This window comes from Rhizobium sp. G21 (genome assembly GCF_014158035.1).
In the GTDB taxonomy this organism is placed as follows: Bacteria; Pseudomonadota; Alphaproteobacteria; order Rhizobiales; family Rhizobiaceae; genus Rhizobium_E.
Genome location: NZ_JACFXW010000001.1, coordinates 3,909,608 through 3,933,642, shown reverse-complemented (window position 1 = coordinate 3,933,642; position 24,035 = coordinate 3,909,608). Strand labels below are relative to the sequence as shown.

The 24,035-nt window shown below is 62.5% G+C and carries 18 protein-coding genes and 4 pseudogenes; 9 read left to right on the top strand and 13 right to left on the bottom strand.

The window, feature by feature from the left end:
- Positions 1-94 precede the first annotated feature (94 nt).
- The 3 genes from H2O14_RS19525 to H2O14_RS19515 all read right to left on the bottom strand — a co-directional run bounded on the left by H2O14_RS19525 (position 95) and on the right by H2O14_RS19515 (position 3,456).
- Positions 95-1,945 (bottom strand): methyl-accepting chemotaxis protein, encoded by a 1,851-nt coding sequence (locus H2O14_RS19525; protein ID WP_210275478.1) that lies wholly within the window; start codon positions 1,943-1,945, stop codon positions 95-97.
- Positions 1,946-2,211: 266 nt separating this feature from the next.
- Positions 2,212-2,544 carry a TIGR01244 family sulfur transferase gene (locus tag H2O14_RS19520; RefSeq protein WP_182828958.1) on the bottom strand — a complete coding sequence of 111 codons (333 nt, stop codon included), beginning with the start codon at positions 2,542-2,544 and terminating at the stop codon, positions 2,212-2,214.
- Between the two features lie 81 nt (positions 2,545-2,625).
- Positions 2,626-3,456, bottom strand: a complete 831-nt coding sequence (locus H2O14_RS19515) for a DUF4432 family protein (protein ID WP_182828957.1) — start codon at positions 3,454-3,456, stop codon at positions 2,626-2,628.
- Between the two features lie 222 nt (positions 3,457-3,678).
- Between H2O14_RS19515 and H2O14_RS19510 the strand changes: the two genes are divergently transcribed.
- From H2O14_RS19510 to H2O14_RS19500, 3 genes are all read left to right on the top strand, one after another.
- Positions 3,679-5,007, top strand: coding sequence for a L,D-transpeptidase (locus H2O14_RS19510; protein WP_246697670.1), 1,329 nt, complete (start codon positions 3,679-3,681; stop codon positions 5,005-5,007).
- A gap of 253 nt (positions 5,008-5,260) precedes the next feature.
- Positions 5,261-6,637: an aminotransferase class I/II-fold pyridoxal phosphate-dependent enzyme gene (locus H2O14_RS19505; RefSeq protein WP_182828955.1), complete on the top strand. Its 1,377-nt coding sequence runs from the start codon at positions 5,261-5,263 to the stop codon at positions 6,635-6,637.
- A 334-nt stretch (positions 6,638-6,971) separates the two neighbouring features.
- Positions 6,972-7,688 (top strand): helix-turn-helix transcriptional regulator, encoded by a 717-nt coding sequence (locus tag H2O14_RS19500; protein WP_182828954.1) that lies wholly within the window; start codon positions 6,972-6,974, stop codon positions 7,686-7,688.
- A 53-nt stretch (positions 7,689-7,741) separates the two neighbouring features.
- On the opposite strand, the gene H2O14_RS19495 is transcribed toward H2O14_RS19500, so the two are convergent.
- From H2O14_RS19495 to H2O14_RS19465, 7 genes and pseudogenes are all read right to left on the bottom strand, one after another.
- Positions 7,742-8,887: an iron-containing alcohol dehydrogenase gene (locus tag H2O14_RS19495; protein ID WP_182828953.1), complete on the bottom strand. Its 1,146-nt coding sequence runs from the start codon at positions 8,885-8,887 to the stop codon at positions 7,742-7,744.
- A gap of 1 nt (position 8,888) precedes the next feature.
- Complete coding sequence (locus tag H2O14_RS19490) at positions 8,889-10,271, bottom strand: aldehyde dehydrogenase family protein (RefSeq protein ID WP_182828952.1); 1,383 nt, start codon at positions 10,269-10,271, stop codon at positions 8,889-8,891.
- Positions 10,272-10,287: 16 nt separating this feature from the next.
- Positions 10,288-10,707: a type II toxin-antitoxin system VapC family toxin gene (locus H2O14_RS19485; RefSeq protein WP_182828951.1), complete on the bottom strand. Its 420-nt coding sequence runs from the start codon at positions 10,705-10,707 to the stop codon at positions 10,288-10,290.
- The gene (locus H2O14_RS19480; protein ID WP_182828950.1) at positions 10,700-11,185 is read right to left on the bottom strand and encodes a helix-turn-helix domain-containing protein; all 486 of its coding nucleotides are present in this window, start codon (positions 11,183-11,185) and stop codon (positions 10,700-10,702) included. Before H2O14_RS19480 ends, H2O14_RS19485 begins: the two co-directional genes overlap by 8 nt.
- A 77-nt stretch (positions 11,186-11,262) precedes the next feature.
- The gene (locus H2O14_RS19475) at positions 11,263-12,630 is read right to left on the bottom strand and encodes a glutamine synthetase family protein (RefSeq protein ID WP_182828949.1); all 1,368 of its coding nucleotides are present in this window, start codon (positions 12,628-12,630) and stop codon (positions 11,263-11,265) included.
- A gap of 110 nt (positions 12,631-12,740) precedes the next feature.
- Positions 12,741-14,287 (bottom strand): annotated as a pseudogene (locus H2O14_RS19470) (amino acid permease).
- Between the two features lie 89 nt (positions 14,288-14,376).
- Positions 14,377-15,133 (bottom strand): annotated as a pseudogene (locus tag H2O14_RS19465) (N-formylglutamate amidohydrolase).
- A gap of 167 nt (positions 15,134-15,300) precedes the next feature.
- On the opposite strand from H2O14_RS19465, the gene H2O14_RS19460 reads away from it, so the two are divergent.
- The 5 genes and pseudogenes from H2O14_RS19460 to H2O14_RS19440 all read left to right on the top strand — a co-directional run bounded on the left by H2O14_RS19460 (position 15,301) and on the right by H2O14_RS19440 (position 20,307).
- Complete coding sequence (locus tag H2O14_RS19460) at positions 15,301-16,182, top strand: MurR/RpiR family transcriptional regulator (RefSeq protein ID WP_182828948.1); 882 nt, start codon at positions 15,301-15,303, stop codon at positions 16,180-16,182.
- A gap of 180 nt (positions 16,183-16,362) precedes the next feature.
- Entirely contained in the window at positions 16,363-17,418 is a 1,056-nt protein-coding gene (locus H2O14_RS19455) for an ABC transporter substrate-binding protein (protein WP_182829446.1), read from the top strand.
- Between the two features lie 155 nt (positions 17,419-17,573).
- A pseudogene (locus tag H2O14_RS19450) lies at positions 17,574-18,454 on the top strand (ABC transporter permease).
- Entirely contained in the window at positions 18,451-19,233 is a 783-nt protein-coding gene (locus H2O14_RS19445) for an ABC transporter permease (RefSeq protein ID WP_182828947.1), read from the top strand. The pseudogene H2O14_RS19450 and the gene H2O14_RS19445 overlap by 4 nt, the downstream one beginning before the upstream one ends.
- Before the next feature lie 12 nt (positions 19,234-19,245).
- A complete protein-coding gene (locus tag H2O14_RS19440) occupies positions 19,246-20,307 on the top strand; it encodes an ABC transporter ATP-binding protein (RefSeq protein WP_182828946.1) in 1,062 nt (353 codons plus the stop codon).
- 60 nt (positions 20,308-20,367) lie between these two features.
- Here H2O14_RS19440 and H2O14_RS19435 read toward each other — a convergent pair whose 3' ends face one another.
- Entirely contained in the window at positions 20,368-20,532 is a 165-nt protein-coding gene (locus H2O14_RS19435; RefSeq protein WP_182828945.1) for a hypothetical protein, read from the bottom strand.
- Positions 20,533-20,589: 57 nt separating this feature from the next.
- Positions 20,590-22,115: pseudogene (locus tag H2O14_RS19430) on the bottom strand (MDR family MFS transporter).
- A gap of 129 nt (positions 22,116-22,244) precedes the next feature.
- On the opposite strand from H2O14_RS19430, the gene H2O14_RS19425 reads away from it, so the two are divergent.
- Positions 22,245-22,763 carry a MarR family winged helix-turn-helix transcriptional regulator gene (locus H2O14_RS19425; RefSeq protein ID WP_246697453.1) on the top strand — a complete coding sequence of 173 codons (519 nt, stop codon included), beginning with the start codon at positions 22,245-22,247 and terminating at the stop codon, positions 22,761-22,763.
- 12 nt (positions 22,764-22,775) lie between these two features.
- Here the strand turns inward: H2O14_RS19425 and H2O14_RS19420 are convergent, their stop codons facing one another.
- Complete coding sequence (locus H2O14_RS19420) at positions 22,776-23,819, bottom strand: lysine-2,3-aminomutase-like protein (RefSeq protein ID WP_182828944.1); 1,044 nt, start codon at positions 23,817-23,819, stop codon at positions 22,776-22,778.
- Positions 23,820-24,035: the final 216 nt, after the last annotated feature.

Below are 24,035 nucleotides of genomic sequence, written 5' to 3'. Positions count from 1 at the left end.
TTTTTGACAGAGGACAAGTTTCGTCCGGTCGAAATCGTGAAACGACGAAGGCCGGCTCGCGCCGGCCTTCGGATAAACGTTTGGGGGTCCAGGCTCAGGCGGCGTAGCGACGCTGCGCGCCCGACCGGTCCTCCAACTGGAAGCGGCTGATCAGTTCGACCAGGCGATCGGCTTCGCTCGCCAGCTTCATCGTGGCGGCGGAGGTCTCCTCCACCATCGCGGCGTTCTGCTGGGTCACGTTGTCGATCTGGTTCACCGCCTGGTTGATCTCATGCAGGCTGGTGGCCTGCTCGCTGGCGGAATGGGCGATCGAATGGATGTGGCTGTTGATCGAATAGACGCGTTGTTCGATTTCGGTCAGGGCCGATCCGGTCGCCTGAACCAGCTGCACGCCGGTCTGCACCTCGTCGCCGGATTTGGTGATGAGCGCCTTGATATCCTTGGCGGCGTTGGCCGAACGCTGGGCGAGTTCGCGCACTTCCTGGGCGACGACGGCGAAGCCCTTGCCGGCTTCCCCGGCGCGGGCGGCTTCCACGCCGGCGTTCAGCGCGAGCAGGTTGGTCTGGAAGGCGATCTCGTCGATCACGTTGATGATCTGGCTGATTTCCTGCGAAGCCTGCTCGATGCGGCCCATGGCGTCGATCGCCTGTCCCACGACCTGGCCGGCGCGGGCGGCGTTGTCCTTGGCCTGTGTCACCATGCTGGCGGCTTCCTGGGCCCTGTCTGTGGCGGTGCGGACGACGCCGGTGATTTCCTTGAGCGCCGTCGAGGTCTCCTGCAGAGCTGCGGCCTGCTGCTCTGTGCGGCGCGACAGGTCGTTGGTCGAAGAGCCCAGTTCGTTGATGTTGCCGTTGATCGAGTCCGATGTCGCCAGCACTTCGCGAATGGTGCGCTTGAGGCTCTCCATGGTGCCGTTGACGTTGCCCTGCAACTCGGCGAAGGCGCCGTTGTAGCGGCCGTTCATCGAGCGGGTGAGCACGCCCTCGGCGAGATTGGCCATCACGGCGCGCATTTCTGTGATGCCCGCGTCGACGCCGGCGAGCAGCAGGTCGACATTGTTGGCGACGGCGTTCAGATTGGCGTCGCCGAAGTCCTTGTCGATGCGGCGGCTGAAATCGCCTGCGGCGGCGGCGGCCACGACCTCGGACATCCGGGCCTGCAGTTCGTCGTTGCGGGCGCGGCGCGCCGCTTCGAGGCTGTTGAGCTGGACGACGGCGCGGCCGTTCTCCTTGAACACGCCGACGGCCTGGGCCATTTCGCCGATCTCGTCCTTGTGGCCGAGGAAGGGAACGGCGATCTCGAAATTATTGTTGGCGACGGCGCGGATCGTGTCGGTGATGCGCTTGATCGGCGCGCTCAGGTGGAAACGGGCGATGTAGAAACCGAGACCGGCGCCGGCCAGGATGCCGAGCGCGCCGGTGGCCATCACGATCGTAAAGATCCAGGTCTTGAAGCTGGTGATCGACTGGTCGATCGCCGACAACTCCGCCTGATCGGTTTCGACGATGGCGTCGATCTGCTTCTGGAACGCCTTGCGGTTTTCGCGGTTGGCCTCGTTGTTGCCCTGTGCGTCGGCCTCCTTCGGATCGACCCCGGCCCCCAAACGCGCGGTTTCGGCGCGGAACTGGCGGAACTCGGCGGATTTCGCCGCGAGCGCTTCGAACTGGGTTTTCTGCGCTTCCGGAACGAGCGGAGCCCATTTGGCGAGAACGCGGTCCATCTCGGCGAGATTGTCCATCAGCCCGTCGGCGAACTTCTTGGCTTTCTCGGTGGAGGGCGCATGATAGATGCCGCGGGCTTCCATGACGACGGCCGTGACATAGCGGTTCAGGCGCTCGCCGTAATAGGCGCGTTCAGACACATTCTTGTAGTCGTGCAACTTCTCGTCATATCTGGAAATCGCGAACAGCGATACGCAGCCGATCACCAGAGATGTCGCGCACATGACGCCGACAAGACTGTAAATTTTTCCGGATATTTTCACAATGCACCCCACCAACGTCGAGCAGAGCCCTTCTCCGCCGAAATTCCGTTAATTGGATCACGACGCCCTTAAATAAGGGTTAAGCGAAAAACCCCGAAAATCAGGGGTGAATCCCGAAAACAACCTGGCGATGTCTCTGATTTGCGTAAACGGATCGCTTAAAAAGTTAATTCATGAACGTGACATCCGATGCGGGAACGCGGTTCGATCCGCCTCCCGCAACGCAATCAGCGCAGATGCAATGTCTGCTGATAGATGACGGTCGAGCGATTTCCGGACCGGCAATAGCCGAGCATGGGCTTCGGCAATTCGTCGAGGACGTCAACCATGGCGCGCACGGCCTCGGCGGGAATCTGTCCCACGACAGGAATATGGGCGGTTTCGAGACCGAGTTCGGCGGCCTTTGCGGCAATGTCGCCGAAGTCGGGCTGGCCCGGATCTTCATCGTCCGGACGATGGCAGACGATGGACTTGTAGCCCATGTCCTTGAGCGTTTGCACGTCTTCGAGCGAGATCTGCGGCGAGACGGAATATTCCTCGGTCAACTGGCGAATCTGCATGGTTCATCCTTTCCTCGGGCTTGTGGAATGTCCCTACTCCATCGCAGGCGGCGGGAAAACCGCTTTCCGCGCCGTCCTCGATCACACGAAACGAAATCCCAGCCGAAAATGCCGCGCGTCGCCGGGATGCAGCACGGGCATCAGGCCGCCGGCCTCGAGTTGGACGCGTTTCTCCAAGGGATGGCTGGCGGGTTCGATTCCGATGACGCTGCAATGGCCGGCCTCGTTGCGCCACATCTGCAGATGCGGCATGGCGTCCGCGTCGAACCACACGTCGAGCCGGCCGCCGCCGGCGCCGCCGATCGGGCCGAGCGACACATGCGCCTTGCCGTCGTCATCGGCCTCGGCCGGCGAACAGACGACTGCGCCCTCGCCATCCCCGAAGCGCCAGCCGATGCGGCCGTCCGGAAAGGACGCGCCCGAAAAGCCGGTGGCGTCGTCGAACAACCGCGCGCCGACATTCATGTGATACATCATCATCGGCGGAAACGGCGACGCGCCGATATTCTGCACCGTGTCTTCGAGCGTGAAGGCGCCGGATGCGGCGTCGAAATGCCAAAGCCTCTGGATTTCGGCGACGCCTCCATCCGCGAGCGTCACCTTGATTCGCGCTTCGACCGATTGGCCGGCCTCGTCGACCCGCCTGCCGGTGATGACGGCCCCGTTGCCGCTCAGGGAGCCATGGAGCGGAAACAGTGTCCCGTCCATGGCGGCGACGGGCTCGGGGTGACGGATGTGATCCGGCCCGCAGGTGAAGAGAAAGCCGTGCACCGCGCGGAAAATACGGGGATCGCCGTCGTCCGGCACCGCGCCGCCCGGAGCCAGATCGACGCCGCCGGCCAATGCCGAGAGCACGTCGAGCGCCGATTGTTCGTCGAGCTCCAGTTCGAACCGCGCGTCACCTAGTCTCATCACGTCGTCCTCTTTTGTATCCTCACGCGCAATTTACACGAAAGCGCTTGAACCAAAGGGGGAATTTCAGCATTTGTTCACTGCGTTTGTCGAAATTCCACAATAGAGTCAAATTCGACATGTTTGGCTCTTGCAGCCCCGCCACGGCGGAAGCGCCGCCGGAACCTGAGGATCATGTTAACAAGAACGTTCGCCATTTCTGTATTGACGCTGTTGATCGCCATGCCCGCATCGGCCCAGAGCCCCGCTGGCGGCGATGTCATCCTCATGACGCCCGAAGGGGATGTCCTCGATTACGTGCCGGACGCCGCCGATGTCATCGTGCGCACCAACAAGCGTGGCCAACGGGTGTTGATCGACCATTACGGCAATCTGGTCGCCACGGAAATGCGTCGCTCCGATTTCGGCGCAGGCCGACGGGCGCCCGGCGGCTTGCCAGGCGTCGACGACTATGCCCGCGCCGGCCAGGATCAACTCCAGGAGGATCCCGGCTTCTTCCCCTCGCCCCCTCAATCGGATTATCAGGGCTCGACCGGTTCGCTCCCGACCTATCCCGACAACAACGAAGGCTTTCAGGAGCAACCGCTGCCGGGCGACGGGATCGCCAGCGACAATATGGGTGACAGCGACATGGCGTCGCTGGATCCCGATCTCCCTGCAATCGAACAGCGCCAGCCCGACCCCGTCATCACGCTGGACGGCAAGAAGTCGCAATACGAAATCACCGCGCTGCAGGTGTTTCTCGATCGTTCCGGTGCCTCTCCGGGCGTCATCGACGGCAAGATGGGGATGAACGTGTCCAAGGCGGTCGCGGCCTATGACCGCATCACCGGCGAGACTCTCGACCCCAACAATATCGAAGACATCATGACCCGGCTCGGCTACACGGGTGGTCTGCCGATCATGGAGTACGAGATCACGGCCGCCGACGCCGCCGGCCCCTATGTCGCGGCGATCCCCGAGGATTATGCCCATAAGGCGGCCCTGCCCGGCATGAGCTACACCTCGGTCACCGAGGCGTTGGCCGAGCGTTTTCACATGGACGAGGGCTATCTGAAGGCGCTCAATCCCGGCGTGGACTTCACCATTCCCGGCTCCATCGTGAAGGTCGTCAATCCCGGCCAACCGAAGAGCGGCCAGGTCGCCCGCATCGTCGCCGACAAGTTCCGCAAGCAGGTCTACGCCTATGACGAGGCGGGCCAGTTGCTCGCCGCCTATCCCGCTTCCATCGGCTCCAGCGATACGCCCTCGCCTTCGGGCCTGCATACGGTCGAACGTGTGGCGCTCAATCCCAATTACACCTATAACCCGAAGATCAATTTCCAGCAGGGCAACAACACCAAGGTGCTGACCATTCCGCCCGGTCCGAACGGTCCGGTCGGCACGGTCTGGATCGCCCTTTCGAAGCCGACCTACGGCATTCACGGAACGCCCGATCCGTCGCGCATCGGCCGCAGCCAGAGCCATGGCTGCATCCGCTTGACGAACTGGGACGCCACGGAACTCGCGAAAATGGTTAAACCTGGAGTTACAGTCGAGTTCATCGATTAAGAGCGTTGAATCCCTTTCTAAATCAGGCCCGGCGAATATAACGCCGGGCCTTTTACGTTAACCAAGTCTTTAGAGATATTCCCGATTTGGCGCATGTCTCATTATAGGCCAATTGACTAATTTTCATCATTCGTTAATCTTTATAAAAGGTTACGGCGGAGTGTTGAGAACCGCTGGAAAGGCGGGGTTTTAGCATCTCCCGATCTGAACCGCATGCCTCGGTAGTTCAGCGCGTATTGGCAAAGGTGGCGTTATGTTCGAAAACATTCCCGGACAATTGAGAACAAGTCTTCCCGCAGTCGAAAAATACAACCAGCCGACCAATCTTCTGGATCGCTGGTCGGAATCCGGCGCCTGGTGGGAAAGCCGCGTGCAGCACAAGCTCGACCCCTACCAAAAATACTCGACGAGCCGCGTCGGCAACTATATCGAAGGCGCCCATCGCGATGGCTCCACCTTCGCCGGCCACAATTTCGCCAGCCAGGACTATCTGTCGCTCGCCTCGCATCCGATACTCATGCAGCGCGCCAAGGACGCCATCGACCGCTACGGCCTGCACAGCGCCGGTTCGGCCGCGCTGATGGGCAACACCGCCCTGTCCGTCGAACTCGAACGCCGCCTCGCCGCCTTCACGGGCTTCGAGGACGTGGTCGTCTTCCCGATCGGCTGGGCCGCCGGCTATGGCGCGGTCAAAACGCTGGTCAAGCCGACGGATCATGTCGTCATCGACATCCTCGCCCATGCCTGCCTGCAGGAAGCCGCCCGAGACGCCACGGAAAACGTGCATGTCCATTCGCATCTGAACGTCAAGGCGATCGAGAGCCGGCTGGCGCGCATCCGCCGCGAGGATGAGGATTGCGGCATTCTCGTCGTCACCGAAACGCTGTTCTCGATGGACAGCGACGTGCCGAACATACCCGAGATCCAGGAAATCTGCCGCCGCCACAACGCCACCCTGCTGGTCGATTGCGCCCATGATCTCGGCGCGCTCGGTGAAACCGGGCGCGGCAAGCTCGAAGACTTCGGCATCGTCGGCGGCGTCGACATTCTCGTCGGCGCCTTTTCGAAAAGCTTCGGCTCGATGGGCGGCTTCGTCGCCTCCAACAGCCGCGGCCTTCGCTTCGGCCTCCGCGGTCAGTGCGGCCCCTCGACTTTCACCAACGCCATGTCGCCGATCCAGGCCGCAGTCGTGCTCGGCTCGCTCGACATCATCGAGGGCGAGGAAGGCCGCGAACGCCGTGAAAGACTGATGCGCAACAGCCTGCGCCTGCGCGCCGGTCTGGAAGAAGAAGGCTTCGAAGTGCTCGGCAAACCGAGCGCCGTCGTGCCCATGCTGATCGGCGACGTGCTGCTCGCCCGGCTGATGACTCGCTATGCGGTCGAGATGGGCGGCATCGTCAACCTCGTCGAACATCCGGCGGTGGCGCGCAACGCCTGCCGCTGGAGGCTGCAGGTGATGGCCGATCACACCGAGGAACAGATCGACGCGATGATCGACATCGCCGTCAAATCGCGCGACATGGCCGAAGCCCATGTCGAATGGCTGTCCGCCAACGACAATGAGGAAAGCGAACGCCGCCTGGTGGCCGCCAACGACGCCGCGCCCAGCACTGCGGCAGCCGCCGAATAGAGGCTCGATCGGCGCGGGAAAGGGATAAGCCCCGTCTCGCGCCGGCACTGCTTTCGGCGCGCCGTCGGCGCGCCTCGCTCCCCTTCGACATTTCCCGATGATGATTGCCGGCGCTGGGATCTTCCCCACACCCATAGGGCGCCACGCCGATTAAACGGGGTGATGGTGGAACCATGAGCCTCACGCTACGTTAGCCTCGCCGTGACGGCGCCCAATGAATTCCCACAGGCCTCAACTGTAATTTTACCCCTAAATTTTACTGGACTCTGATTTCGCCACAAATGAATACTAGCGTCCCACGAACCAACGCGACAAGAATAACGGGCCACTGAACGTGCGAAACACCGAGGACGCCGCGCATACCATTTTCGAAATTTATAGTAGAACAGCTTATTCAGCCTGCGTCGAAGTATTTTCGGATTTCATCTCGGCATTCGGCATACGGAATTTCACCATTCTGGAGACGGATCTCGGCTGCCGCCAGCGTGATGTAATCCTGGCGCATTCCTGGGACGACCGCTGGCGGGGCTTCTGCCGCCAGGCGGGGCATCTCCATCACGATCCCCTGTTGGCAATGATCGAGCGGGATCACGGCGCTTTCACGCTCGGCGAACGAATGAACCGAAACAGGCCCAGCGCCGATGTCGGGCATCTCCTACAGCGCTTCGCCGCGTTTGGCTGGCAGGATGCGCTCTGCGTGCCCATCCACCGCGGCGGCCTGCGTTACGGGGTGGCGAGTCTGATTTCGGCTCGACGGATCGCGACTGGCGACAAGGCGCAGCTGACGGCCGCAGCTTTCGCATTTCATCAGCGCCTGCGCTGTCTCGCGCCCAACGAGGGTTTCCGCACGCCGCCCGCGGGACTGGGCGCCGAGGAAATCGACTGTCTTCGGCTGCTCGCCACGGGCCTTTCCGACGCCAAGACGGGCGAGATGCTCGGCCTGGGCGGCGGCGCCGTCCATGCCCATATCGAAAGCGCCAAGCAGAAGCTCGCCGCGCAGAACCGCGCCGAACTTGTGAGCCTCGCCCATTCGCTGGCGATCATCGCCTGAACGAAAAAGCCCGGCGCAACGGCCGGGCTCTCCTGCAACTCGATGCGTTTTCGTCAGATGCACTGCGCAAACAGCGTCTTGGCCGCATCCAGCGTCAGTTCCACCGGATTGCCGCCCGCGGTCGGGTCGACGATCGCCATCTCGGCCATCTCGTCGATGCGGTCCGTGCCGACGCCGAGCGCCGACAGCTTGTCCGGCACGCCCAACTCTTCGCGCAGCGTCAGCACATAGTCATAGAAGCCGTCGAAGCCGCCGGAAATGCCGAGATAGGCGGCCGCGGCCGCGATCCTGTCCTCGATCGCCGGACGATTGAAGGCCAGCACCGGGGGCATCACCACGGCGTTGGTCATCCCGTGATGGGTGTTGTAGATCGCCCCAACTGGATGGCTGAGCGAATGGATGGCGCCCAGACCTTTCTGGAAGGCCACGGCGCCCATGGCGGCGGCGCTCATCATATGCGTGCGCGCTTCGATATCGGTCCCGTCCTTCACGGCGCGGGGCAGATATTCCTTCACCAGACGCAGGCCTTCGAGCGCGATGCCCTGGCTCATCGGATGATAGAAGGGCGAGGAATAGGCTTCCAGGCAATGCGCGAACGCATCCATGCCGGTTCCGACAGTGATGACCTTGGGCATGCCAACGGTCAGTTCCGGATCGCAGATGGTGACGGCCGGCAGGAATTTCGGATGGAAGATGACCTTCTTGGTATGTGTCGCCGAATTGGTGATGACCGAGGCGCGGCCGACTTCCGAACCGGTGCCCGCCGTCGTCGGCACGGCGACGATCGGCGCGATGCCTTCGACCGAAGCGCGGGTCCACCAGTCGCCGACATCCTCGAAATCCCATACCGGACGGGTCTGGCCGGCCATGAAGGCCACGCATTTGCCGAGATCGAGGCCCGAGCCGCCGCCGAAGGCGACGACGCCGTCATGACCGCCATTCTTGAAGGCCTTCACGCCGGCTTCGAGATTGATGTCGTTCGGATTGGGATCGACATCGGCGAAGATGGCGCGTCCCAGACCGGCGGCGTCGAGAATGTCGAGCGCGTTCTGCGTGATCGCCATCGGCGCGAGGCCGCGATCAGTAATCAGAAGCGGCTTCTTCATGCCGACGGCCTTGCAATGGTCGGCGAGTTCCTTGATCCGGCCCGCGCCCATCTTGACGGCGGTCGGATAGCTCCAGTTTGCGGTGATCGACATGTTAGAACGACTTTCTGAGGTGGTAGGATTTCGGACGGGTGAGGTTCTGGAATCCGATGACGGAGAGCGAGCCGCCGCGGCCCGTTTCCTTGACACCGGTCCAGCACAGAGCAGGGTCGAGATAATCAGCGCGGTTCATGAACACGGTGCCGGTTTCCAGCTCGTTGCCGATGCGGGCGGCGCGTTCGGCGTCCTGGGTCCAGACCGAGGCGGTGAGACCGTATTTGCAGTCGTTCATCAGCGCGATGGCTTCTTCGTCGGATTTCACCTTCATGATGCCGACGGCCGGGCCGAAGGTTTCTTCATTCATGAAGGACATCGAGTGATCGACATCGACGAGGATCTGCGGCGCGATATAGGCGCCGCCGTCATCGGCAGGGAACAGTTTCGGATCGACCAGCGCCTTGGCGCCCTTGGCGACGGCTTCCTCGATCTGGGCGCGGACGGTGGCGGCGAAGCGCTTATGCGCCATCGGCCCGAGCGACGTCTCGGGATCGAGTGGATTTCCGAGCTTGTAGTTGGACACCCAGGCGACCGACTTCTCGACGAAAGCATCGTAGAGGTTCTCGTTCACATAGATGCGCTCGATGCCGCAGCAGCACTGGCCGGAATTGTAGGTCGCGCCATCCATCAGCGTATCGACGGCGGCGTCGAGATCGGCGTCCTCCATCACATAGCCGGGATCCTTGCCGCCCAGTTCCAGGCCGATCCCGGTAAACGTGCCGGCGGCGGCGCGTTCGATCGAGCGACCGCCTTCGACCGAGCCGGTGAAGTTGATGAAATTGAACGAGCCTGCCGCAATGAGCTTGGAGGTCGTGTCGTGGTCGAGGAAGACATTCATGAACACGTCTTCCGGCACGCCGGCTTCGTTGAAGGCGCGCACCATGCGTTCGCCGACCAGCAGCGTCTGGCTGGCATGCTTGAGCACCACGCTATTGCCGGCCATCAGCGCCGGCGCGACCGTGTTGATCGCGGTCATGTAAGGGTAGTTCCACGGCGCGATGACGAAGACGACGCCATGGGCTTCGCGCTTGATATAGCGTTCGAACTTGTCGCTCTTTTCGATGAGCAGCGGAGCCAGAGCGTCGTGCGCGATCGAGGCGACATAGTTGGAGCGCTCGTTGAAGCCCTTGAACTCGCCGCCGTAACGGACCGGACGGCCCATCTGCCAGGCGAGTTCCTTGACCACATCCTCGGCCATTTCGTTGAGGCGAGCGACGCCCTTCAACACCAGCGACACGCGCTCTTCCAGCGGACGCTTGGCCCAGGATTTTTGCGCGGCGCGGGCGCGGCCGATCGCGGTAGCCGCGTCGTCGTAACTCATGGCCGGACGCTCGGCATAGACCGAACCGTCGACCGGCGATATGCATCGGATCATCGTCATCTTTCTTCACTCCAGTTCAACAGGCCAGCACTCTGACATGGCCCGCCGCGCCATAGGCCAATATGGCCTGGTCGCGGGTAATGATGGTCAAATCGTGTTCGCGCGCGGTGGCGATCAGGATGCGGTCTATGGGGTCTTTGTGCGACAGATGCGGCAACTCGCAAGAGGCCATGAAGATGTCGGCTGTGACAGGCGCCTCATCAAACCCGGCCGTTTCCATGAACCCTCGATACCACTCCTGCGCCGTCTTGGTTTCAGCAATGCGTCGGCGCGCCAAAAGCATGCCCATTTCCCATGCCGTGACAGGAGAGACAAGAACCTTCGTTCCGTCCTGCTCCGCGTAGTTGATCGCGTTCATCGCCTCCTCCTTGGACACATCCTCGTGTCTCGACATCCAGATCACAGCGCAGGTGTCGAGCAACAGCCCCTTACCCATTCCCACGCTCGCCGGTGTAGAGTTTTTCGCTCCACTCAAACTCCATCGGCTCCGTGAGATCGACGCCGGGCATGATCGTGACCGTGCCCTTCATGCAGCCAAATACCCGATGCACTTCAACGAGTTCACCGTTGCGTCCCTCCATCCAGCGTTTGCCATCCTTGTAGATGACATCCTTCTCCGAAAACCACTCGTTGGACACAGCAGGCTGTCCCTTCCGATCCACTTCGGCATTGTAGGCGCTTTGCTTGCTTTCGCTGAAGCCGGCAGCGACTCCGCGACGATGAAACGCGATCTCTTCGATACTGACGCCGAGAAACTCCGCTATCCGGTCCTGTTCCTCGGCGCTCATCTTGCGTTCGCCGTTCAGCATTCGGGACACGGCGCTGGCGTCGAGCCCAAGATACCGCGCCAGTCCCCGAACAGAGCTACCACGCTTCTCCAACTGTTGATGAAACCATGCCGTATCGATCGCCATAGCGGCCTCCATGGAAAGACTGCCAATATGTCACATCGTTGTGATTTCGTCAAAGCGCTAGCGTGGAGTGTTGCGATTTACGCACGTTCAAAACCGCGCGCCACCTCCCAGTCCGTCACGCGACGGTCATACTCTTCCTGCTCCCAGCGCGCCGCGCGGGTATAGTGGTCCACAACATCGTCGCCGAAAGCGTCCCGCAGCAGCGTCGAACTGGTGAACATGTCGGTGGCGTCGCGCAGCGTCTTGGGCACTTCGCGCACGCCGGCCGCGCCATAGGCGTCGCCGCTGAACGGGTCTTCGAGCTCCATCTTCTTCTCGATGCCGTCGATGCCGGCGGCCAACAGCGCCCCAAACGCGATATAGGGATTGAGATCGGAGCCGCCGACGCGGCATTCGATGCGAATGCCCTTGGTGCCGTCGCCGCAGAGGCGGTAGCCCGCAGTGCGGTTGTCCTTCGACCAGACCGCCTTGGTCGGCGCAAACGTGCCGGCCACGAAGCGCTTGTAGGAATTGATATAGGGCGCGAGCGCCAGCGTAATCTCGCCAGCATGCGCCAGCAGGCCCGCCACATAATGCTCCATCAGCTTGGACATGCCGTAGCGGCCATTCGGATCGAAGAACAGCGGCTTGCCGTCGAGCGACCAAAGCGACTGGTGCACGTGCGAGGACGAACCGGCGGCGGTGTAGTTCCACTTGGCGAGGAAGGTGATGGCCTTGCCGCGGCTCCAGGCGATCTCCTTGCAGCCGTTCTTGATGATGGCGTGCCGGTCGGCCATGGTCAGCGCCTCGGCATAGCGGACATTGATCTCCTCCTGGCCGGCGGACGCCTCTCCCTTGGAATTCTCGACCGGGATGCCGGCGCCCTGCAGACCATTGCGGATCGCCCGCATCACATCCTCTTCCTTGGTGGTCTGGAAGATGTGGTAGTCTTCATTATAGGCGGAGACGAGATTGAGATCGCGATAGCCGCTCTGGCGGGCGTCGTCATAGGTCTGGTCGAACAGGAAGAATTCGAGTTCGGTGGCCATGAAGGCTTTCATGCCCATGGCTTCCAGACGCTTGACCTGCTTCTTGAGGATGGCGCGCGGCGAATGCGGCACTTCCTCATGGGTGTGATGGTCGAGCATGTCGCACAGCACCATGGCGGTGCCTTCGAGCCAGGGGATCCGACGCAGCGTCGAAAGATCCGGCTTCATCGTATAGTCGCCATAGCCCTTTTCCCAGGACGTCGACTTGTAGCCGGAGACCGTTTCCATCTCCATGTCGGTGGCGAGGAGATAGTTACAGCTATGGGTTTCCTCATAAGCGCTCTCGACGAAATACTGCGCCTGGAACCGCTTGCCCATCAGGCGGCCCTGCATGTCGACCTGGACTGCAAGAACCGTGTCGATGCGGCCTTCGGCAACGTCCTTCTTGAGATCGTCGAATGAATAGGCAGTGCTCATGAGGAAATCCATTCTTGTTCTATCCGGGTGCTTCGAGCCCGTTGTTCCCGTTTTTGAAAGGGAAAGCCGCCTCCGGCCTCTTGAGACCTGAGGCGGCTTTCCATCGTGGTTCAGGCTTGGCCGACGGCGCGCTCGGCGGCCGCGATTTCGGCCTGGCGCTTGGCGACTTCGTCACCGATCGGCGGGCCCTTGAACCGGCGCTGTTCAAACACCACCCAGACGATCGCCGTGAGGATCACGAAGCCGACTGTGATGTAGAGCGCCCAGTCGTTCGGGGGCTGCACGCCGATCACGAACATCACCACCATCGAAATCAGGGCGAGGACAGCCACCAGCTTGAATTTTGCGGCGCCCATGTCCCAGGGGCCCATCTTGTTCCATTTCGGCGTGCCATGCGCCAGAAGGCCGAGGCCGATCGGCAGCGCGAAGGACAGGAACAGGAAGATGACGGTGCAGGACACGACGATCGCATAGGCCGAGGCTTCGCCGATGCTGATTTCGGAGGTCAGCCACACGAACAGAACCGACAAAATGCTGCCCGTCCAGATGGCCGCGACCGGCGTGCGGAAAGACGGGCTGACCTTGGCGAGCGCCTTGGAGGCCGGCAGACCGCCGTCGCGCGAGAAGGCGAAGATCATGCGCGACACCGAGGTGACGGTGGCGAGGCCGCAGAGGAACTGCGAGATGAAGATCGCGACATAGAGAATGTTCTTCACGACCGGATTGACCTGGCTGTCCATCGCCCAGAAGAACACGTTCCAGCCCTGCTTGGCCGCTTCATCCATGTTCGGGATCATGATCACGAACGCGCAAAGCATGACGTAGCCGAAGATCGAGGCCCAGAGCACCGACGAAATCATGCCCTTGGGAACCGAAATCTGCGCCTTTACGGTCTCTTCCGAGGTATGCGCCGAAGCGTCATAGCCGGTGATCGTGTAGATCGGCAGAAGCAGCCCGAGCGCGAAGACCCAGCCGCCCGACACGGACGGCCAGACATTGCCGCCGGCCTCGCCGGAATAGTTGGTGAAGGTGAACAGGCGGGCGATGTCATAGCTGGGCGCGCTGATCAGGCAGACGATGGTCAGCCCGATGGCGGCGGCCAGGATCAGATAGCCCGACATGTCGGTCAGCTTGGCGGTCAGGCCGATGCCCATGTGGTTGATTACCGCCATCAGCGCGGTGATCGCGGCGACGAAGGCGACGCGAACATAGAGCGTGTCCTCCATGCCGAACATCGAGCCGAAGGCGCCGAAGAAGAAGTAATAGGTGCCGACATTGATGGCGCCGAGAACGGTGATCAGGCCGAGCAGGTTCAGCCAGGCCGACAGCCAGCCGGTGAAGCGGTTGCCGAGGATCGAACCCCAGTGATAGAGACCGCCGGCGGTCGGATAGGCCGAGGCGATCTGCGCCAGCGCCAGCGCGAAAAAGCCGGACATCAGGCAGCCGAGCGGCCAGCCGATGCCTATGGCGATGCCGCCCGCGCCCGACGTGGCCTGGGCGAGCGAATTGATGCCCCCGACATGATGCAGATGATGGAAAAAGAGATGGCGAAATTCGAGAATCCGCTCATCCGTCGCTCGAGCTCCTGGGCATAGCCCATGGAGTGCAGGACATGCATGTCCTGCTTTTTATCGTGTTCAGTATAACCGTCAGACATTGTCGTGTTCCCCAGTGGTCCTTTTGGACCGGTTGTTCATGCATCATGCTTGAACCCGGGTCTTTGCGCCCGGTTGTTCAGGTCATTCTTCAGCCGAGCGCGGCGAGGCTTTCGCCCAACAGGCCCGACAGGAAGCCGGCGGCGCGCGCCTGGCCGGCCTCATCCCGCACCAGATCGTTGCGGATTTCGATCATGACATTCACCAGCCCGTTTTCAAGGCCGTGCCGCTTCAGCGTGTGGGTCACGCCGTCGGCGGGGCCATAGGGCTCGTTGCGCCTGACAACGTAGCGGCCGTCGGCGCGCGCCAGCATCTCGTCGGCGAGACGCTGGTCCGCGTCATGCAGCACGCCGACTCTCCACGTCGCGCGCCACGCCTTTATAGACGGGCGTGAATGTATGCATGGTGACGATGACGGTGCGGCGACCGGCTTTGGCTCGGGCGTCGATTTCGCGGGAAAGCGCGCCTTCGAAAGGCCGGTAGATCGCTTCGACGCGCGCCTGGCGCGCCTCTTCGGACAGATCGCGATTGCCGGGGATTTCGTAGATCTCACTCACCTCAGGCATCGCGTCGGGCGCTTCCGGCGGACGGTTGCAGTCATAAGCGAGACGCGAAAAATTCTGCTGGACCAGCGCAGCGTCCATGCTTTCGGAAATCAGCCGGGAGACGGCGAGCGCGCCGGGATCCCAGGCGATATGCGCCGTCAGCGCCTCCTCGTCGAGGCCGAGCGCGCCGAGTTTTTCCGGCAACCGCCGGGAGGCGTGCTCGCAAACGAGCAGGATGGCGCTGGATCCGCCTTGATTGATCACAGTGACGGGCTGTCCGTCCTGGTCGGTCAAAAGATGCACGGCTTTTTTCGCCTCTGGTTCCCCGTTCTGAAAAGAATTCTCCAGAATTAATTTTCTGTCAATCCACATCATGAACAGGCCGATACGAAAAATCTGTTGACTCCGTTCCAGCTTTGCCCTTCATATTTTGCAAAACTCCAGCAAAGACTGGAAGGGGAACAGCACTGGTGACAACCACCGCCTCCACGGTCTCGGATCTCATCACCGCGGGCTACGACGCCATGACCCGCGCCGAAAAGCAGCTGGCGAACAGCCTGTTGGACAATTATCCCGTGTCGGGCCTCGGTTCGATCACCACGGTGGCGGAAGCGGCCAGGGTGTCGACGCCGACGGTCGTCCGCATGGTGCAGAAACTGGGCTTCAAGGGCTTTACCGAGTTCCAGTCGCGCCTGCACCAGGAGTTGGAAGAAACCATTTCCAACCCGATCACCAAGCATGAGCGCATGGCGCCCAATGCGCCGGGCGCGCATATTCTCAATCGCTTCGCCGAGGCGGTGATGGCCAATATGCGCCAGTCGCTCGGCGCGCTCGATCCGCAGGATTTCGACGCGGCGGCGCGGCTGATCGGCGACCGCAAGCGCTCGGTCTATCTCGCCGGCGGTCGCATCACCGGCGCCATCGCCGAGTATCTGTTCACCCATCTGCAGGTCATCCGTCCGGGCGTGACGCGCATATCGTCGAATGCGTCGAGTTGGCCGCATTACGTGCTGAACATGAGCCGCGGCGACGTGCTGATCCTGTTCGACATCCGGCGCTATGAAAGCCAGCTCGAGGCGCTCGCGCGCACCGCCGCCGAACACGGCGCCGACATCGTGCTGTTCACCGATCAATGGGGCTCGCCGATCGTCAAGCATGCCCGGCATAGTTTCCGGCTCAGCATCGAAGCGCCGTCGGCCTGGGATTCCTCGGTGGTGACGCTGTTCGTGGTGGAAGCGTTGATCGAGGCCATTCAGGGCTCGCATTGGGAAAAGACCCGCGAGCGCATGACGATGCTGGAGGAGCTGTTCGAATCCACGCCGCTGTTCCGCAAGCCGATTTCCGGGAAATAGGAGGGCAAGCTGAAAAGATTATTACAAATCCGTTGCCGAGCCGTTTGGAACCGTAACGGAACTGTCACACAGCCGTCATGAAAGAAAACTAACAGGGCGAGCAACGCTGCCCCACCAAAGAGGAGAAAGCCAGTGTCCAAGAAGCTCAACACGCTCATCGCCGCGTCCTGCGCCGCGCTGATGGCCACCACCGCCATCGCTCGCGCCGACGCGCCGGAAGAACTCGTCAAGGCCGCCAAGGCTGAAGGCGAACTGACCGTCATCGCCCTTCCCCACGACTGGTGCGGCTACGGCGCCGTGATCGAAGGCTTCAAGGCCAAGTACGGCCTGAAGGTCAACGAACTCAACCCCGACGCCGGCTCCGCCGACGAAGTGGAAGCCATCAAGGCGAACAAGGACAACAAGGGCCCGCAGGCTCCTGACGTCGTCGACGTCGGCCTCGCTTTCGGTCCGCAGATGAAGGCCGAAGGCCTGATCCAGCCCTATAAGGTCTCGACCTGGGAAGAAATCCCGGCCAACGTCAAGGATGCCGACGGCTACTGGTATGGCGACTATTACGGCGTCATGTCGATGATCGTGAATAAGGACCTCGTGTCCAACACGCCGAAGGACTGGGCCGACCTCAAGAAGCCGGAATATTCCGGTCAGGTCGCTCTCGCCGGTGACCCGCGCGCCTCCAACCAGGCCATTCTCGGCGTTCTCGCCGCTGGTCTCTCCACCGGCGCCAAGGCCGGCAAGGAAGCCGGTGAAGCCGGTCTCGCCTATTTCGCCGAACTGAACAAGGCCGGCAGCTTCGTCCCCGTCATCGGCAAGGCCGGCACGCTGGCGCAGGGCTCGACCCCGATCGTCATCGCCTGGGACTACAATGCCCTGTCCTGGCGCGACACGCTGGCCGGCAACCCGCCGGTCGACGTCATCGTTCCGGAAACCGGCGTTCTGGCCGGCGTCTATGTCCAGGCGATCTCGGCCTATGCTCCGCATCCGAACGCCGCCAAGCTCTGGATGGAGTATCTCTATTCCGACGAAGGTCAGCTCGGCTGGCTGAAGGGCTATTGCCACCCGGCCCGCTTCAACGCGATGTCCGCCGCCGGCAAGATCCCGAAGGAACTGCTCGACAAGCTGCCCCCGGCCGCGTCCTATGAAAAGGCTTACTTCCCGACGCTCGAGGAAGTCGACGCCAACAAGGCCGCCGTCACCGGCGGTTGGGACAAGGTCGTCGGCGCCAACGTTCAGTAAGCGCCTGACCTCATGAATGCCGCCCCGGCGTCCGCGCCGGGGCGTTTTCTGCTTGATAATGCACAAATATCATGCGGTCGCTCTTTGCCGCCGCCGGCCATGGCCGCTATTCTGCATTTTTGACAAACCATCCCTCGGGGCACGGGACTGATTTGATGAACACTTCCAACGCCGGGGCGAAATCCGCTCCGAGGAAATTGCCGACGCATTGGCTGGGGTGGCGCCCTTCTTTCTGTTCGCGCTGTTGTTTCTCATCCTGCCGACCTTCAAGATCGTGCTGGGCGCGTTCCAGACGCCCGAAGGCGGCTTCACGCTCGACAACATCGCCGCGCTGTTCACGCCGTCGATCCTCGCGGCCTATTGGATCTCGATCAAGATCAGCATGGCGTCGGCGCTGCTCGGCTGCCTGATCGGCTTCGGCATGGCGGCGGCGGTGACCGTGGGCGGCCTGCCGCGCGGCATCCGCGATCCGCTGTTGACCTTTTCCGGCGTCGCCTCGAACTTCGCCGGCGTGCCGCTGGCCTTCGCCTTTCTGGCGACGCTCGGTCCGGCCGGGATGATCACGCTCTATCTGAAGACAGAACTGGGCATCAATCTCCGCGCGCTCGGCTTCAACCTGCTATCCTTTTGGGGCCTGACCGTCACCTATCTGTTCTTCCAGATCCCGCTGATGGTGCTGATCATCACGCCCGCGCTCGAAGGCCTGAAGAAGGAATGGCGCGAAGCAGCCTCCATTCTCGGCGCCACGACCGGCCAATATTGGCGCATGGTCGCCTTCCCGATCCTGTTGCCGTCGCTGCTCGGCACGTTTGCGCTGCTGTTCGCCAACGCCTTCGGCGCCGTGGCCACCGCGATTGCGCTGACCGGCTCCTCGCTCAGCATCGTGCCGATCCTGCTGTTTGCCCAGATCCGCGGCGACGTGCTCGGCAATCCGCATCTCGGCTACGCCATCGCCTTCGGCATGATCGTGATCACCGCCACGGCCAACACTCTCTACATCTGGCTGCGCGCCCGCAGCGAAAGGTGGCTCAAATGAAGAAGCTCTGGGGCTGGGGCGCGCTCGCCTTCGGCATTCTCTATTTCCTGCTGCCGCTCATCGGCATGACCAATTTTTCGCTCAAGATGCGGCGCGGCGTCTATTCCTTCGACGCCTACGCCAAGGTTCTCGCCGATCCCAGCTTCCAGGCGACCTTCTCTTATTCGGTGGCGCAGGCGCTGGCGACGATCGTATTCGGCGTGCTGCTGGTCGTGCCCACCGCCTATGTCGTGCGGCTGAAACTGCCGCGGCTGCGTCCCTATATCGAATTCATCACGCTCCTGCCGCTGGTCATTCCGGCCATCGTCATCGTGTTCGGCTATATCCGGCTCTACAACACCTCGAGCTGGCTGCCGCTGACGGGAACCACAATGGGCACCAATGTGCTGCTGATGTTCGGCTATGCGACGCTGGCGCTGCCCTATATGTATCGCGCCGTCGACACCGGCCTGCGCACGATCGATGTCGGCACGCTGACGGAAGCCGCCCAGAGCCTGGGCGCCGGATGGGTGACCATCCTCGGCCGCATCATCCTGCCGAATGTGATGATCGCCGTGCTCTCGGGCGCCTTCCTGACCTTCGCCATCGTCATCGGCGAATTCACCATGGCCGCGCTGCTCAACCGTCCGGCATTCGGCCCATACATGCAGCTGCTCGGCGCCAACCGCGCCTATGAGCCGGCCGCGCTCGCCGTGATCGCCTTCGGCATCACCTGGGCCTGCCTCGGCGTCATCCAGCTGCTGTCCCGCTTCCAGAAAACGCCCTCCCGCCAGGTCTGAGGATTTTTGTCCATGAGCTTTCTCACTCTCTCCAATATCCAGAAGTCCTACGGCGCGCAGAACGTCGTCATCGACTTCAACATGGCGATCGAAAAGGGCGAATTCGTTTCCTTCCTCGGCCCGTCGGGCTGCGGCAAGACCACGACCCTTCGCATGGTCGCGGGCTTCGAAACGCCCACCTCCGGCGAGATCAACATCGGCGGCGTCCGGCAGAACGATCTGAAGCCCAACCAGCGCAATATCGGCATGGTGTTCCAAGCCTATGCGCTGTTTCCCAACATGACGGCGGCGGACAATGTCGGCTTCGGCCTGAAGGTGCGCGGCATCAATCGCGCAGACCGAGACAAGACCGTCGCCGACATGCTCAAGCTCGTCGGCCTCGACCATCTCTCCGACCGCTATCCCTTCCAGCTGTCGGGCGGCCAGCAGCAGCGCGTGGCGCTCGCCCGCGCGCTGGCGATCAAGCCGCAGGTGCTGTTGCTCGATGAACCGCTGTCGGCGCTGGACGCCAAGATCCGAGTGTCGCTGCGCGAGGAAATCCGCGACATCCAGCGCAAGATGGGCATCACCACCATCTTCGTGACCCATGACCAGGAAGAGGCGTTGTCGATCTCCGACCGCATCGTCGTCATGCATCAGGGCAAGGCCGACCAGATCGGCACGCCGCACGAGATCTACAACCGCCCCTCGACGCGTTTCGTCGCCGGCTTCGTCGGCACGCTGTCGATGATCGAAGCCGTCGTCGCCGACCCCGCCGCCGGCACGGTCACGGTAAACGGCGCGACCGTGGCGGTGTCGCAGCCGCTCACCGGCAAGAAAGCGGGCGACAAGGTCACGCTCGCCGTCCGTCCGGAGGCGTTGTCGCTCGATCAGAGCCGCGGCCGCGATCTGTCGATGACCGGAGTGGTCGATGGGGTGCACTTCCTGGGGTCCGTGGTCCGCACCCGGCTCAAGGTCGATGGCGCGACGCTGTCCTTCGACGCCTTCAACGATCCCTCGCAGCCGCCGCCGGCGATCGGCGACACGGTCGCGGCCTTTTACGCGCCGCGCGACCTGCTGGTGATCGGCGACTGACGTCCAATTTCGAAATATGAAGAAAGGCCGCTGGAGCGATCCGGCGGCCTCTTTGTTGAGTCATCCCTTGCGGGCGATCTTCGACCAGAGGCCGAAGGGCGAGAAGGCGCAGCCGGCGGGGCTGCCCGTGCGCGCCGTCAGCGCGGCGAGCGCAAGCGCTTCGATGAGCGTTTTTTCGGCAATGCTCCTGTCTTCGGCGGCAAGGGTTGCGGCATTGTTGAGCATGACGTCTCTCCTGATGATGTCGGAAGAGACGTTGCAATGCCCATGCCATTCCACCGTCTATCCCTTCATGCCGCTCGGCAGGCGATTGTTCTTGAGCAGCATCGCGGCGATGAAACCGATGCCGATGGTCAGCGACATGGTCAGGAACACATGGTGGAAGGCGCCGGCATAGAGATCGGCCACCAGCAGGCGACTGCTTTCCGGCAGAGACGCCAGCGCCGACGGCGTCAGTTCGGCGATATTGCCGACGCCCGGAATGGTCGAGACATGCCGCGCCACCCCCGACGACAGCACCGCGCCATAGACGGAGATGGCGATGGAGGCGCCGGCCATGCGGGTGAGCGTCACCGCTCCCGTCGCCGCGCCGACATCGCGGGGATCGGCGGCGTTCTGGACGCCGATCACCGGCACCTGCTGGCCGAAGCCGACGCTCATGCCCTGCAGCAGCATCATGAAGCCGATCAGCGGAATGGGCGTTCCCGCATGCAGGAAGGAAAACAGGAAGAAGATGGTCATGCTGCCGGCGGTGCTGATCAACGAGAAGATCTTGTAGCGGCCGGTCTTCGAGATCAGCCGCCCTGCCGTCAGCGACCCCAGGGCGATACCGCGGTCAGCGCAATGAACAGCAGGCCGGCGAGCGACGGCGAAAGCCCGGTCGTGGTCTGCAGGAACAGCGCAACGTAATTGACCGAGCCGATGCCGACGGCGCCGCTGGTCAGCGAGATGATCAGCAGGAAACTGACCGTGGGATTGCGGAACAGGCCGAGCGGCACGATGGGTTCCGGGGCGCGACGCTCCACCATGATCCAGGCGATCAGCGACACCGCGCCGAACAGAACAACAGCCAGACTTTCCTTGGCGATCAGCGAGCCGAAGATCTCGCTGGAGTCGGCCCAGAGCACCACGCTCGACACGGCGCCGGCCAGCAGCAGCGCCCCGGCATAGTCGATCTTCGGCCGACGGGTCGGCCTGCGATAGGGCAACAGGATCGCCATGCCGATCAGCACCGCGATGCCGACGGGCAAGTTGACCAGAAAGATCGAGCGCCAGCCGAACAGATCCGAGAGCGCCCCGCCCAGCGTCGGCCCGATGGCGCCAGACGCCATCAGCACCAGACTGGAATAGCTCTGGTAGCGGGCCCGCACACGCGGTTCGAACAGATCGGCGTTGATCGAAAACAGCGACACCATGATGCCGCCGCCGCCCAGCCCCTGCAGCACCCGGGCCGCGATGAGCGTGTTCATCGACACCGCCAGTCCGCAGACCAGCGAGCCCAGCGTGAAGATGAAGATCGCTGTCATGATCACATATTTGCGCCCGAACAGATCGCCCAGCTTTCCATACACAGGCATGACCGCGCTTGTGGCGAGAAGATAGGCGGAGCCGACCCAGCCGAAGCGCTCCAGCGCGCCGAACTCGCCGACAATGGTCGGCAGCGCCGTGGAGACGATCTGATTGTCCAGCGTCGCCATGAACATGCCCATCAGCAGAATGAGGAACACCAGCATGCGGCGCTTCGAATCGGGCACCAGCGACGTGAAGGCGGGAGAGGCTTGTTCTGCGGTTTCGACGCGAGCGTCCATGGCGGCACCAGTCCTGACAAATTTCAAGTGGGGTATTTATGTGCTTTTAGCATATATATGTCAACAGCACATATGTGACAAAGACACGAAATATCTTGGCGGCGTCGATTTTTCTGATAAACAGATGCCATGAGCGACATCGAACCCAAATCCTCCGACACCCGCAAAGACGACGCCATTCATCGCGTCGGCGAAGCCATGGCCAAGATGCGTCTGATGACCGGCCGCCGCTATATCGGCCGCGTAGCGCTGGCGCGTCTGGGCACGGGCATGGAACTCTCCGATCTCGACGTAATGAGCCTTGTGAGCCGCCTCGGTAAAAAGCAGGAGATCACCATCGGCGCCATCGCCGAGAATATGCGCGTCGACCATTCCCGCGCCAGCCGCATGGTGGCCGATCTCGTCAAGCGCGATCTCCTCCGCCGCGAAGCCTCCCAGCAGGACGCCCGCCGCACCATCGTGACGCTGACCGACAATGGTCGCGCCATGATCGACAGCGTCCACGACACCAAACGCGACGTGCTGACGACCGCTCTGGCAGGCTGGCCGGAAGATGACATCGCCGCCTTCGCCACGCTGTTCAACCGCTTTACGGAGCGGATGGAGGAACAGGCCAATGCGTTTGAGGCTGCGCAGGCGGGCAAATGACAAGGCGGACGATTAGGCTTCGTCCCGATAGACATGCGTCTCGCCATGCCGGTCCGAAATCTCGTAGCCCCCTTCGCCCACGGCCATGACAGGACTTTCCGTCAACGACACTTTCCCCGATCCACCCGGCACGTCGAGGATATAGGCGGGCATGCACAGGCCGGAGACGCGGCGGCGCAGAGCTTCGACCAGCGCCCTGCCCTCGTCGATCCCCAGCCGGAAATGGCTGGTGCCGGGCGCGAGATCGGGATGATGCAGATAATAGGGCTTTACCCGCATCTCGACGAAGCCGCGCATCAGCGCGTCCAGCGCCTCGACGCTGTCATTGACGCCCTTCAGCAGCACCGACTGGCTGACCATCGTCACGCCGCCTGATATCAGCCGATCGACCGCCGCCTTGGCCTCGGGCGTGAATTCCCGGGCGTGATTGGCGTGCAGTGCCACATAGACGGTTTTGCCCGACGCTCGGAGCGCCTCGATCATCGCCTCGTCGATCCTGCCGGGGTCGACCACCGGCACGCGGCTGTGGAAACGAATGATCTTCACATGATCGATGCCGCCCAGCCGCTGCATCAGCGACGCCAGCCGCCGGGGCGACAGAACCAGCGGGTCGCCACCGGTGACGATCACCTCCCAGATTTCGGGATGCTGGGCGATGTAATCGAGCGCGCCATCGAGAGCCTCCCCGGCCAGCATGCCGTCTCCCGCCGGCCCCACCATTTCGCGGCGGAAGCAGAAGCGGCAATAGACCGGGCAGACATGCACGGCTTTCAGCAGCACGCGATCGGGATAACGATGCACGATGCCGGCCACAGGCGCATGGGCGTGATCGCCGATCGGATCCTCCCGCTCGCCGGGCAGGATGGTCAGTTCCTCCAGACGCGGCAGATACTGCCGGGCGATGGGGTCATTGGCGTCCGCGGGATCGATCAGCCGGGCGACGTCGTCGGTGAGCGAGATGGCGTAGCGGGCGGTGACCCTTTCAGCATCGGTCAACGCCGCCTCGTCGATAAGGCCGGTGGAGAGGAGGTCGCTGGGCGTGGTGAGCGCGGTCATGCGGGGCGGCTCCGCGCGGTCGATGTCGTGCGAATGAGGGTGATGTTGGAGCCAGCATTACCCCCTCTGTCCTGCCGGACATCTCCCCCTCAAAGGGGGAGATCGAAGGAGGCGAGGACATCGCCCCACCTTGGGCGTTGAGATTGAGGCGAGCGGACGCCGCCAGCCAATCTCCCCTTTGAGGGGAGATGTCCGGCAGGACAGAGGGGGTGAGCC